Source organism: Arcticibacterium sp. (assembly GCF_055134445.1).
Map to the genome: position 1 here is coordinate 26,608 of NZ_JBSRVI010000035.1, position 13,153 is coordinate 39,760.

At 37.7% G+C, this 13,153-nt stretch carries 13 protein-coding genes; 7 read left to right on the forward strand and 6 right to left on the reverse strand.

What is annotated here, in order from left to right:
• Position 1 precedes the first annotated feature (1 nt).
• Complete coding sequence (locus tag ACTBZY_RS04430; RefSeq protein ID WP_463045130.1) at positions 2-2,473, forward strand: tetratricopeptide repeat protein; 2,472 nt, start codon at positions 2-4, stop codon at positions 2,471-2,473.
• A gap of 124 nt (positions 2,474-2,597) precedes the next feature.
• On the opposite strand, the gene leuB is transcribed toward ACTBZY_RS04430, so the two are convergent.
• The 5 genes from leuB to leuC all read right to left on the reverse strand — a co-directional run bounded on the left by leuB (position 2,598) and on the right by leuC (position 7,778).
• Entirely contained in the window at positions 2,598-3,659 is a 1,062-nt protein-coding gene (leuB, locus tag ACTBZY_RS04435) for a 3-isopropylmalate dehydrogenase (RefSeq protein WP_463045131.1), read from the reverse strand.
• A gap of 115 nt (positions 3,660-3,774) precedes the next feature.
• The gene (locus ACTBZY_RS04440; protein ID WP_463045132.1) at positions 3,775-5,268 is read right to left on the reverse strand and encodes an alpha-isopropylmalate synthase regulatory domain-containing protein; all 1,494 of its coding nucleotides are present in this window, start codon (positions 5,266-5,268) and stop codon (positions 3,775-3,777) included.
• Between the two features lie 78 nt (positions 5,269-5,346).
• Positions 5,347-5,943, reverse strand: a complete 597-nt coding sequence (leuD, locus tag ACTBZY_RS04445) for a 3-isopropylmalate dehydratase small subunit (protein WP_463045133.1) — start codon at positions 5,941-5,943, stop codon at positions 5,347-5,349.
• 34 nt (positions 5,944-5,977) lie between these two features.
• The gene (locus ACTBZY_RS04450) at positions 5,978-6,325 is read right to left on the reverse strand and encodes a four helix bundle protein (RefSeq protein WP_463045134.1); all 348 of its coding nucleotides are present in this window, start codon (positions 6,323-6,325) and stop codon (positions 5,978-5,980) included.
• Between the two features lie 55 nt (positions 6,326-6,380).
• Positions 6,381-7,778 carry a 3-isopropylmalate dehydratase large subunit gene (gene leuC / locus ACTBZY_RS04455; protein ID WP_463045135.1) on the reverse strand — a complete coding sequence of 466 codons (1,398 nt, stop codon included), beginning with the start codon at positions 7,776-7,778 and terminating at the stop codon, positions 6,381-6,383.
• A 284-nt stretch (positions 7,779-8,062) separates the two neighbouring features.
• Here leuC and ACTBZY_RS04460 point away from each other — a divergent pair, with 284 nt between their 5' ends.
• From ACTBZY_RS04460 to ACTBZY_RS04480, 5 genes are all read left to right on the forward strand, one after another.
• The gene (locus ACTBZY_RS04460) at positions 8,063-8,443 is read left to right on the forward strand and encodes a DUF983 domain-containing protein (protein WP_463045136.1); all 381 of its coding nucleotides are present in this window, start codon (positions 8,063-8,065) and stop codon (positions 8,441-8,443) included.
• A 50-nt stretch (positions 8,444-8,493) separates the two neighbouring features.
• Positions 8,494-8,793: a thioredoxin gene (gene trxA / locus ACTBZY_RS04465; protein ID WP_463045137.1), complete on the forward strand. Its 300-nt coding sequence runs from the start codon at positions 8,494-8,496 to the stop codon at positions 8,791-8,793.
• A 79-nt stretch (positions 8,794-8,872) separates the two neighbouring features.
• The gene (locus ACTBZY_RS04470; RefSeq protein ID WP_463045138.1) at positions 8,873-9,844 is read left to right on the forward strand and encodes a DUF6807 domain-containing protein; all 972 of its coding nucleotides are present in this window, start codon (positions 8,873-8,875) and stop codon (positions 9,842-9,844) included.
• 46 nt (positions 9,845-9,890) lie between these two features.
• Positions 9,891-10,661 (forward strand): TerC family protein, encoded by a 771-nt coding sequence (locus tag ACTBZY_RS04475; RefSeq protein WP_463045139.1) that lies wholly within the window; start codon positions 9,891-9,893, stop codon positions 10,659-10,661.
• A gap of 9 nt (positions 10,662-10,670) precedes the next feature.
• The gene (locus ACTBZY_RS04480) at positions 10,671-11,426 is read left to right on the forward strand and encodes a lysophospholipid acyltransferase family protein (RefSeq protein WP_463045140.1); all 756 of its coding nucleotides are present in this window, start codon (positions 10,671-10,673) and stop codon (positions 11,424-11,426) included.
• Positions 11,427-11,431: 5 nt separating this feature from the next.
• Here ACTBZY_RS04480 and ACTBZY_RS04485 read toward each other — a convergent pair whose 3' ends face one another.
• The gene (locus ACTBZY_RS04485) at positions 11,432-11,935 is read right to left on the reverse strand and encodes a YdeI/OmpD-associated family protein (RefSeq protein WP_463045141.1); all 504 of its coding nucleotides are present in this window, start codon (positions 11,933-11,935) and stop codon (positions 11,432-11,434) included.
• 92 nt (positions 11,936-12,027) lie between these two features.
• On the opposite strand from ACTBZY_RS04485, the gene ACTBZY_RS04490 reads away from it, so the two are divergent.
• Positions 12,028-13,149, forward strand: a complete 1,122-nt coding sequence (locus ACTBZY_RS04490; RefSeq protein ID WP_463045142.1) for a glycoside hydrolase family 26 protein — start codon at positions 12,028-12,030, stop codon at positions 13,147-13,149.
• Positions 13,150-13,153 lie beyond the last annotated feature (4 nt).

A 13,153-nucleotide genomic window follows, 5' to 3' on the forward strand; every position in this document is an offset into this window, starting at 1 on the left:
CATGATGACTTTAAATGGTTTGGGTTCCCAAATTAGTGAGGGTAATACAGAGATTTTAAAGAAAATTTCTGAAATAGAAACTAATGGAAAGGTCTATTTGGAAAATGGTCGAAATTACCTTGATGAATTATGGGTTGAAAATGATAAAGATTTCAAGGAACTAGTTCTTAAATTCTTACCTCAAATTGCAGAGGATGCAGGCCATATTCGACAAGTAGTTGATAGAATTGAAAACAAAGTAGCCTCAACCTACCCCAAAACCCTAACAGCAGCCCCACCAAGAATAGACCTCACCAAATACGTAGAACGAGGAACATTTTTGGAAGATTTACATAAGGACTTAGAGGCCGGAAACAATGCATTACTGCTGAATGGTTTAGGTGGAGTAGGGAAGTCAACATTAGCGGCAGTTTATGTTCAGAAATATGAAAAAGAATATGACCACATAGCCTGGCTTTCTCAGACGGATACTTTTGAAAATATGTTGCTTAGTGCTAAAACCTTACATGATAGTTTAAAGTTAAGCATGGAAGGAATTGATACTCAAAACTTATCACCGACCATTTTTAACGCTATGAAGAAAGTATCTGGGAAAAAGCTTTTGGTATTAGATAATGTGGATGAAAGTCTAAATAATTTCAAAAATAATTTACCTGCAGACTATCGTTTATTATTAACTTCTAGAGAGAAAATAGGACTAGGGTTTACGGAAAAAGTAGTAGGAAAACTAAACCCAAATGAGGCAAAATCCCTGATAAAAAAACACTTATTTAAAACTACTCCTACGGAGAATGAGATTGAAACCTTCTGTGAACTATTAGATTATCATGCGTTAAGCATCGAATTACTGGTAAAAACATTGGAAGAATCCCTGGACTTAGAAAGGCTATCGGATTTATCGGATTATTTAAAAACCAACCAACTTGATGCAGAGGAGCTTCAAGAGGAAGTATTTACTAACCATAGTAAAGAAGATGTAGCCGTTTATGGACACTTAATTCAAAGTTTTACACTAGCCAAATTAGAAAAATACGAAATATGGGCCTTGCTACAGTTTGCTATTTTACCACCTTTTGAACACGAATACGTAGATCTAGCCGAATGGTTACAGGAAGAAAAAAAGGCTTTTGGAGAAGTATTAAGAACTTTACATAAGAAAGGCTGGATTGAGAAGAAAGGTTCGAAATTTTCCATGCACCGGATGGTGCAAACGCTAGTGAAATATCAAGAAAACCCCAACGAAATAAATACAAAAGAATTAGTAGCAACATTTAGCCAAAAACTAAAGATTGACCAAACAAAGGATAATCCGGTAGATAAATTTCAATGGATAGAATACGGCAAGTTTATTTATGATAGTAGAGAAACTGATAATCTTCATGAAAAAATTTCTGAATTAGCCAATAATTTGGCCTTAGTGCTTCAGGCTCTTGGATATTATTCAGGAGCAAAGACCTTATTAAAAAAAGCTCTAGAATCTGATGAGGCAAATTTTGGCGAAACGCATCCAAGAACGGCCGTTCGTTATTCAAATTTAGCCATAGTACTTCAAGATCTTGGCGACTTTGCGGGAGCGAAGAGTTTATTAGAAAAAGCCCTAAATTCTGACTTAGCAAATTTTGGTGAAACGCATTCAGATACATCAAGGACACAATCAAATTTAGCATTAGTTCTTCAGGACTTTGGTGATTATAAGGGGGCGAAAACCCTATTAGAAAAAGCTTTAAATGCAGATAAGATAAACTTTTGTGAAACGCATCCAATAACAGTAGGTCGTTATTCAAATTTAGCCTTGGTTCTTAAAGACCTTGGTGATTACTTAGTAGCGAAGAGCTTATTAGAAAAGGTTTTGATCTCTGATAGGGCAAACTTTGGTGAAACTCATCCTACAATGGCGGTTCGTTATTCAAATTTGGCTATGGTGTTTCAAGATCTTGGTGACTATTTAGGAGCGAAAGGGTTTTTTCTAAAAGCCCTAAGATCTAATAAGGCAAATTTTGGTGAAACGCATCCTAATACAGCAAGAGCACAGTTAAATTTGGCCATGGCACTTTGGTACCTTAAAGATTATTTAGGAGCGAAAGAGTTTTTAGAAAAAGCCCTAAGTTCTAATAAGGTGACATTTGGCGAGAAGCATCCAAATACTGCAAGAACGCTATCAAATTTAGCCTTAGTACTTCAGGATCTTGGAGATTATCAAGGGGCGAAATTATTATTAGAAAAAGCCCTGAAATCAGATGAGACGAACTACGGAGAAAAGCATCCTACGACCGCGATTAGTTATCATAATTATGGAACATTGCTTGGTGGGGCTATGAATAAGCCCTGCGAAGGCTTGAAATGGTGCCTGAAAGCATACCAAATCTTCAATGAACATTTGGGAATTTCACATCCCAATACTGAAACCGTTAAAAGTTGGGTAGATTATTTAACAGAGACATGTAAAAAGCAAAAACCCCAATCTCTCGATTAGGGCTTTTCTAGTTTATAGGTTAGGATAATGTTTTTAAAGTACCAGTTCTAATAAATTTAGTTGTGTAGTGGTTTCGAGTCCTTCAGCCACCAACACCTATTCTGTAGACTGAGGCACTCGAAGTCTACTTAATCTGAGCAGCTAACCAGTCACCTACTTCAGATGTACCGTAGGCCTTATCTTTTCCAGCGATATCTTCGGTTACTATTCCTTCTGCCAAAGACTTATTCACCACATCTTTAATTTCCTGAGCTTCATCCATTAGTTTGAAAGCGTATTCAAACATCATAGCAGCCGATAAAACGGTTCCAATTGGGTTTGCTATGTTTAGACCCGTCGCTTGTGGATAAGACCCGTGTATCGGCTCAAAAACGGACGTATGAAGGCCAATTGATGCTGAAGGCATTAATCCCATAGAACCAGAGATTACAGACGCCTCATCGGTCAATATATCACCAAACATATTTTCAGTCACCATCACGTCAAAACCTTCTGGCCATTGGATAATACGCATAGCGGCGGCATCTACTAAAAGATACTCCGTTTTAACCTCTGGATACTCTTTTTCTAAAGATTGACCCACTTCTCTCCAAAGCCTAGATGTTTCTAAAACGTTAGCTTTATCCACAATCGTCAACTTCTTCTTTCTGGCCATGGCATAGGTATAAGCCAAACGAATAATTCTTTCTACCTCAGGTTTTGTGTATTCACAAACATCCCAAGCTCTATCTCTAGCTTCGTTTCTTCCTTTGTCACCAAAGTAAATTCCACCCGTTAACTCACGAATGCATACGAAATCGGCGTTTTCTATCAATTCAGGTCTCAATGGAGACTTATGAAGAAGCGATGGAAAAACCAAAGTAGGACGAATATTAGCGTAAAGACCTAATTTCTTACGCATGGCCAAAAGACCCTGCTCTGGCCTAACTGGATTAGAAGGGTCATTATCAAACCTTGGAAGACCAATGGCACCAAATAAAACAGCATCAGAATTCATGCAAATCTCATGTGTGGAGTCTGGATATGGCTCGCCTACGGCGTCAATGGCCGCAGCACCTGTTATGGCTGGCGTCCAATTGATGGTATGACCATATTTTTTTGCTATCGCATCAGACACTTTCTGTGCTTGTGCTACCACCTCTGGTCCAATGCCGTCACCGGCTAATACTGCTATGTTTAAGTTCATTTGTTTTGAGCTGTTAGCTATTGGCTTTGGGCCTATAGCGTTTTTTTGAAATTGTAAGTTTTTGTTGCGGAATATTTTTGAGCTAATAGCTAACCGCAAATGGCTAAAAGCTAATTTATATCAAATTCAACATCTTAACGGTTGCCTCAATCGCTGATACGGTTTGGTCAGAATCAAGACCCCTTGTTTTCATTTCTTTATTTCCAACCTTCCAAGTAATAATGGTTTCGCAAAGTGCGTCCGTATTTCCTCCCGGCGGAATTCGCACGGCGTAATCTGCTAAAATTGGAAAGTCCATTTCCTTTTGTTTGAATATCTTTTTCAATGCATTCATAAAGGCATCGTACTGTCCATCGCCTTGAGCGTTTTCCTCATAAACCTCACATTCAATTTTGATTTGAAGTGTGGCAGAAGGTCTTAGGTTTCTAGAGTGAGTGAGCACATAGTTAATTAACTCTACCTTTTTTTCTTCAGGCTCACGGTCTAAAACATCAGCAATAATGAATGGAAGATCTTCACGGGTTACGGATTGCTTTTTGTCGCCCAGTTCAATAATTCTCTTGGTGACTTTCTTTAAATCTTCATCAGGTAAGGAGATACCTAACATTTGAAGGTTTTTCTCAATGTTTGCCTTCCCAGAAGACTTTCCTAAAGCGTAAAGTGTTCTTCTTCCAAACCTTCCAGGCTCTAAATCGCTAACGTAAAGGTTGTTTTTCTTATCACCATCGGCATGAATACCGGCCGTTTGCGTGAAAACGCTGTCACCCACAATCGGTTGGTTAGCCGGAATTCTCATTCCAGAGAAGCCTTCCACTAAACCACTAATTCTATAGAGTGATTTGTCGTCTACATTGATGCTTACTTCTGGAACAAAATCTCTTAAAACAGCTACTGTACTGGCTAAAGGGGCATTTCCGGCTCTTTCTCCAAGTCCATTAACGGTCACATGTAAGCCGTGAGCACCACCTCTTAAGCCTTCCATCACATTGGCCACGCTAAGATCGTAGTCGTTATGAGCATGAAAATCGAAATGTTGACCAGGATATCTGTCTACCAGAGCTTTTACAAAAACATAAGACTCGTTTGGTGTTAAAATACCTAGGGTATCCGGCAGCAAAATTCGTTTTATTGGGAGCTTGATAAGGTTTTCTACATGTTGGAAAACATATTCTTTCGAATGACGCATTCCGTTGCTCCAATCTTCCAAATAAACGTTGACACTGATGCCATTGGCGACAGCTTTGTTAACTAGAATTTCAATTTCACGGAAGTGCTGTTCAGGCGTTTTTTTAAGCTGATGCGTAAGATGATTTAAAGAACCTTTGGTAAGAAGGTTCATAACCTTGGCTCCAGCCTGTTGCATCCAATCTAAAGAAGCATCACCATCCACAAAGGTTAGTACCTCAATCTTATCCAGAAAACCTTTTTCGGCAGCCCAGGTTGTAATTTTTTTTACTGCTGTAAGCTCACCTTCCGAAACACGTGCTGAAGCCACTTCAATTCTATCCACTTTTACTTCTTCAAGTAAAAGTTGTGCCATTGTTAGTTTTTCAGATGCCGAAAAAGATACTCCGCTGGTTTGTTCACCATCCCGAAGGGTGGTATCCATTATTTCAATATGGCGTTTCATACATATTCCTCCTCCAAAAAATGTATTTAAGGAGGAGGATTTAGGGGTTTATTTTAATTAGAAAGGGCGAGCGATTTCAAAATCAGCAATTTCTGATTTCATAGACTGGAGATAGTCAATGTCATCAAATCCGTTGACCATATTGTTTTTCTTATAGCCATTGATTTCGAAACGCTCACTTTCGCCTGTAGAAACTATCGTTACCGTTTGGCTAGGAAGGTTAACTTCAACTTTGGCATTTGGATCTTTCTCAATGTCTTTGAATATTTTATCCAAAAATTCTGGACTAACGGTCACGGGAAGAATACCAATGTTCAATGAGTTTCCTTTGAAAATATCAGCAAAGAAACTAGAGATAACACATCTGAAACCATAATCATAAATGGCCCAAGCCGCGTGCTCTCTACTAGAACCAGAACCAAAGTTTCTACCCGCAACCAGTATTTTTCCGTCGTAAGTAGGATTGTTTAATACGAAATCTGCCTTAGGCGTATCGTCATTATTATATCTCCAATCTCTAAAAAGATTGTCTCCAAAAGCCTCTCTTTTAGTTGCTTTTAAGAAACGGGCTGGAATAATTTGGTCGGTATCCACATTCTCTAATGGAAGCGGTACACAAGTGCAATTTAATACTGTAAATTTATCGTATGCCATAATTGACTTTAGCCTTTAGCCCTTTGCTATCAGCTTATTTGTTTAAAGTTTTTATTAAATTATAGAGCTGCCTTTTAACAGGAATAAGTTTTTTAGAAACTATTTGAATCTCGTCCAAATATCCCAAATCTTTGGATAAAGAAAGGATCACTTCTAATTCTGATGAAGAACCAAAAGCTATTTGACGAAATTGACCGAAGTCCATTTCTCTTGATTTAGAAGCACCTTCCGCAATATTTGCAGGTATTGAAGAAGCCGCTCGTCCCATTTGTGAGACAATCCCGTACAATTCTACCTTCGGAAAGTTTTTTGTAAGCTCATAAACTTTCAAAGTTAGTTTGTAGGAGTTTTCCCAGAAATCAAGTTTTTTATAGTCTCTCATTATTTCAAGCTTACAGCCAATTGCTAAAAGCAAAAGACCAAAAGCAATAAAAATCTTAATCCATAAACCCACGAGGGTCACTCACTTTACCAGTAACCGCTGCTGCTGCTGCCACTAATGGAGAAGCTAATAGTGTTCTAGAGTTTGGTCCTTGACGGCCTTCGAAGTTTCTGTTTGATGTAGAAACCGCAAGTTTACCTGCAGGAACTTTATCGTCATTCATTGCTAAACAAGCAGAACATCCAGGCTGACGTAATACAAAACCCGCCTCAGTGAAAATGTCTAAAAGACCTTCTTCTTTAATTTGAGCCTCTACGATATGAGAACCAGGAACTAGCCATGCCGTTACATTATCAGCTTTCTTTCTTCCTTTAACGATAGAAGCAAAAGCTCTAAAGTCTTCAATTCGGCCATTGGTACAGCTGCCAATAAATACGTAATCTACCTCTTTGCCTATCATGCTTTCGCCTTCAGCAAATCCCATATAGTTCAACGACTTTTTATAACTCGCTTCGCCGTCAATGACTTCGCTAGATTTAGGAATAGTACTAGAAATTCCAGTTCCTAAGCCAGGGTTAGTACCGTAAGTAATTTGTGGCTCAATTTCTTCTGCTGTATAAGTTAACTCTTTATCAAAAACGGCGTCGTCATCCGTTTTCAACGTAGCCCAATACTTCAATAGTTTTTCCCAATCTTCTCCTTTAGGAGACATTTCTCTGCCTTTCAAATAAGCAAAAGTAGTTTCGTCTGGAGCTATCATTCCTCCACGGGCACCCATTTCAATGGTCATGTTACAAACCGTCATACGACCTTCCATGCTCATGTTTTCAAATACATCACCCGCATATTCTACAAAATATCCTGTTGCACCTGCAGCTGAGATTTGAGCGATAATGTAAAGGACAACATCTTTAGGTGTTACAGCTTTACCTAATTTACCGTTAACGGTAATTTTCATTTTCTTAGGTTTAGGCTGCATGATACATTGTGAAGAAAGTACCATTTCTACTTCAGAAGTACCAATACCAAAAGCGATGGCACCGAAAGCACCATGTGTTGAAGTATGAGAATCTCCACAAACGATGGTCATCCCTGGTAGCGTGATGCCGTTTTCTGGACCTACTACGTGAACAATACCATTTTTTTGATGACCAAGACCCCAGTGAGAAATACCATATTTGGCAGAGTTTCCTTCTAATGCTCTTAACTGATTAGCAGAGAGCGGATCTTCAACAGGCAGATGCTGATTAATTGTAGGTGTGTTATGATCTGCCGTAGCAAATGTTCTTTCAGGGAAAATTACGCCGACTCCTCTGCTTTCTAATCCTAGAAAGGCAACAGGACTGGTAACTTCATGGATAAAATGACGATCAATGAAAAATACATCTGGGCCATCTTCAATGCTTCTTACTACGTGAGCATCCCACACCTTGTCAAATAATGTTTTAGACATCTTAAATTATTTTTATTATGGTTTTGTTGTCAATTTCTAAACAGTGCTTATCGATCATTCTGATCTAAATCACCAACCAACATCACAAAGGTGGCAGTTTTTAAAGGCACATTACTAACGTATGGCGTTCAAAGCATGTCGTTTTTGGTTCACGAGACCCTTTTGAGCCATTTGGGCTTTTATATGGTTTTTAAGTTAATTTCAAGTTTCACAAGTGCCTTTTGTTACCAATTAGCAGAATTATATTCGGTATCTTTGTGCTCAATTTAAATACTAAAATAGCCATGGGAAATTTGAAAGGGGCAGTTTTTCTAAAATGTCCTAGATGTGAGAAAGGAAATTTATATGAAGCTCAGAATCCCTATGAAAAGGGGAAAATGATGGTGATGCACAAAAACTGTTCTAATTGTGGGCTGCGTTATGAGAAGGAAGCTGGCTTCTTTTATGGAGCCATGTATGTGAGTTATATGCTAAATATTGGCTTTTTTATTATTGCTACTGTTTTGTGGTATACCGTTTTTGAAGATAAATTGGACTGGAGAATTTATATCGGTAGTTATGTTTTAATAACGGTAATGTTGGTTCCTATTTTATTCAGATATTCTAGATCTATCTGGTTAATGATGATGATAAAATTTGAACCAGAAAAAAGAGGAGAACGTTAATATATCAAAGAGTTTATAGTCACAATCATCAACATAAAAGAACGCGTATTATGACAGGCACATTTGAAGAATTAATAAAAAGTGAAACACCAGTATTGATAGATTTTTTTGCTACTTGGTGTGGCCCATGTAAAGCCATGTCTCCGGCTTTACAACAGTTGGCAGATGAGATGGGGGATAAAGTAAGAATTGTAAAAATTGACATTGATAAAAATACGGCACTCCAGAGAAAATATAAAATAACAGGAGTTCCTACCATCATGGTTTTTAAAAATAGTAAACAGCTTTTTAGAAAGTCGGGAGCCATGATGCTTCCAGAACTAAAAAAGGCGGTTAATCCTCATTTATAGGGTGTAACAACTAAATTTTAAATCCCTTTTTGCTTAACAGTGAAAAGGGATTTTTTATTTTTGGTAAAACCTTATTGATATGAAAACATTATACATACTCCTGCTCTTACCTTTTTTGGGATATAGCCAATCCTTTCCTATATCTTTTAAGGAGCTGCCTGATCAGCATAAGGTAGAAGTGTATGTAGGCGGAAGTCTTTTTACCGCCTATTTTTATCCAGACCAAAGTCTATTAAAGAAGCCGGTTTTGTATCCCGTTTTGTCGCCAGAAGGAAATGCCATATCAAGAGGCTGGCCATTTGACCCAAGAGATGGAGAAAGGCATGACCATCCACATCATGTAGGTATTTGGCTGAATAATGGAGATGTGAATGGGAACGATTTTTGGAATAATTCGAATGAAAGAATAGGCGGTAATAATAAATATGGAACCATAGTTCATAAGGGAATTGAAAAGCTCAATAACGGAAAAAAAACTGGAGAGCTCATTGCATCGGCGGTTTGGAAGGATTTTGAAGGTAAGCACCTTTTAGAGGAGACTAGCAAATATGTTTTTTCTGGAAATAAAGAGATTAGAATTATTGACAGAACCACAACCCTTAAAGCAGTAGTTCCTGTAACCATTGCAGATAATAAGGAAGGAATGTTTGCCATAAGGCTGGCAAAGGAATTAGAAGAGCCGGATCCTAAAATGTCTTACGTGGCTACAGGAGAATATAATAATGACATGGGCTTAAAAGGTGAGAAAAATGTTTGGGGAAATCGTTCGGCATGGATGAACCTTACAGGTGAAATCAATAAGGAGGAAATCTCCGTCGCCATTTTTGATCATCCTAAAAATTCTAATTTTCCGTCTCACTGGCATTCAAGAGCTTATGGTTTGTTTGCAGTGAATAATATTGGGTCAAAGGTTTTCACGAAAGGACGTGATAACTCGGACATAATATTGGAAGTTGGCCAAAAAATTACTTTCAAATACAGAGTAGTCATTGCGTCAAAGCACTTGACGGAAGAAGAAATGAAATATTTGGCTCAGGATTTTTCTAAATAGTATTATCTTACATCGCAAAAAAAAGAAAGACGTATAATTTTAATTAATGGAACAACTACTGACCACCGCTGCCCTTACTAGCGTTCTTACGCTTACACTTTTAGAAATGGTTTTAGGAGTAGATAATATAATTTTTATCTCCATAATTTCTGGAAAACTGCCACAGAAAGATCAGAAAAAGGCAAGAAACATAGGTCTTGTTTCTGCTATGGTAATAAGAGTAGGTTTACTTTTCGTTCTTGGATGGATTTTAGGTTTAGAAAAAGACCTTTTTAACCTCCAAGATTTGGGTTTACCTTTTGATATTGGAATGAGTGGTAAAGGGTTGATTTTGTTAGGTGGTGGTTTATTCTTGCTTTATAAAGCCACTTCCGAAATACACCATAAATTGGAAGGAGAAGAAGATGATTTTGGTAAAAAGGCCATCGCTTCGTCATTGACTAGAGCTATTTTAGATATAACTGTTGTCAATATTATTTTCTCTGTAGATTCTATTATTACTGCGGTCGGAATGACGGATATCATACCAGTAATGGCTGTGGCAATCATTCTTTCTACGATTGGTATGTTACTGTTCGCTAAACCTGTTGGTGATTTTGTAGAGGCTCACCCTAGCATCAAGATGCTAGCTTTGTCTTTCTTGGTCATGATTGGTACCTTGTTAATTGCAGAGGCATTCCATTTTACGGTTCCTAAAGGCTATGTTTATTTTGCTATGGCGTTCTCATTTTTGGTAGAAATGTTAAATATCAAAATGAGAAATTCAGCTGTAAAACCTGTAGAACTGATTAAGCACATAACAGAGAACAAAGCTTAATTCATGTAAATGAAAAAGCTTTTTAGTGTTTTATATACTTTCTGGTGTGTAATGGTATTTGTAGTACCGTTCATCTTACTGTATCCATTTATTTTTATATGTATTCAGCGTAATAAATGGCATAGGTTTGGTCATAGAATTATTCGATTTTGGTCACAGATTTTCTTTTTTCTTACAGGTTTGTGGATTAAAAAAGAATGGAAATTTAGGCCAGACAAGAAGAAAGCATATGTCTTTGTGGCTAACCATTTTGCCTACCTAGACGTGGCGGCAGGAATGAATATTGTATATAATTATTTCGCATATGTAGGTAAGAGCTCGGTCGCTAAAGTTCCCCTGTTCGGCTATATGTTCGATAAACTTCACATTGCGGTAAATAGAAGCGACAAAAACAGTAGAACTAAAACAATGCGTAGGGGTATTAATGCACTTAAAAATGGTAGAAGTGTATTTATTATGCCGGAGGGAGGAATATTGTCTAGCGAAATTCCAAAAATGAAACAACCATTTAAGGATGGCCCTTTTATTATGGCCATAGAAAACCAAGTTCCGATAGTGCCCATTACCTATCTAAATAATTATGCGATAAATTCAGCAAACCTGTTTAAATGGGGTTTGCCTAAAGTAATTATTAACGAACCCATATACACTATTGGCCTAACGGCAAAAGATAGGGAAAGCCTAAAAAAAAGGGTTTATGATGTAATTCAAGGTGACTTGGATAAATATTATAGATTGGAAAAAACGGAATATATCGGGAAGTGAAATATCTATTTGCCTTTAAAATGCCTGATCATTTCTGGATATCCCATAGCATTAGAAAGACCAAAAATGCTGTTTGAAATTCGTTTACTTTTTGTTTCAATGGTTTTTGCCGACTCTATCCATTTAGAAAAATAACGTTGATGACCAGGGGTCAATGTCTTAAAATGTTCCATGGCATTAGGTGCATCTTCTAAACAAGCTAAGAAGTCGGGGGAAAACTCAAACTCACTTTTGTCTTCCTCTAAGCTCATAAGAACGGTACAACCGACTTCTTTTTTTATCCCTTTTCTAAGCACAGCATTAACAGGTAAAATAAAGTTGCCATCACCAATCGGAATTAATGCGAGTTGTTTGATGGGCATTTTATCAAGCAGGCCTTTAATTCTGAAAGATTTCTTGGTATTAGGCTTAATTTTATGTGCCACAGATGAAGGAACTGTCAAAAAAGTCCAACCAGTTTTTTCCCCATTTACATCATATTTATCCAAAACTTGTTCTAGTACTACCATCTGATATAATTCTTGACATCTGAGTTTTAAAGATAGTTCTATATGGTTTAACTTGAAACTATTATAGATTCAACCCCTTCTTCCTAAAAAGAATGAGACAAAAACAAACCGTGTTGTTGGCTTTACTTATAGCAATTAACGCAAGTGCCTTTGGTCAATTAATGGATAAAAATGCTACAAGAGAAACTGTAAACCTCTTTAGAGCAATGAAGAAAATTCAGAAAAGAAAAACGATTTTTGGTCATCAGCACGCCACTGAATATGGCAGAGGGTGGCGGAATGAAGAAGACCGTTCTGATGTTAAATCTGTTGTCGGTACTCATCCCGGTATGATTGGCGTAGACTTTAGTGGATTTACTGGACCCAACTCTGAGGAGTATAAAGTACAACTTAAAAAAGTGGTGGAAGATGCGTATAACCGTGGAGGTGTAATTACGGTGGCGTGGCATTTTTATAATCCAATGGGAAAAGGAGGTTTTTACTGGGCTGGCTCAGACTCTATCAAAGTGGTGCCAAGGATTATTCCTGGCGGAGATGGTCATGAAAAATACAAGGAGATTTTGGATGACGTGGCGGAGTGGGCTAATGCGTGCAGGGGTGTTAATGGTGAACTTGTTCCTATGATTTTCCGACCTTATCATGAGTTTGATGGCGGCTGGTTTTGGTGGGGGGCACCACACTGTACTGTAGAGGAATACAAGACACTTTGGAAATTTACGGCTTCATACTTGAGAGATGAAAAAAATGTCCATAATTTTATTTGGGCCTTTTCTCCAGACAATAACTTTAATACCGAGGCGGAGTATCTTGAAAGGTATCCAGGAGACGAATGGGTAGATTTGGTAGGAATGGATAATTATGCCGACATGGGAAGAAACCGATATGACCTGGAGGCAGCAACCCACAAACTGAGAATTGTTTCTGATTATGCGAGGGAACATAAGAAGCTAGCTGCTTTTACAGAGACTGGTTTGGAGTCTATTCCTAATGAAACATGGTGGACAGAGACATTGTTGAAAGTGATGAAAACAAAAAAAATGCGTCTGTCATATGTACTTGTTTGGAGAAATGATACGAGAAGTGAAACGCATTATTATGCTCCAGTGCCAGGACATGTAAGTGCCCCAGATTTTATAAAATTCTATAACGACAAGTACACGCTGTTTGAGAGTGATTTGGCAAAGAAAAATATTTATAAGAAAAAGGGAGAATAATGAG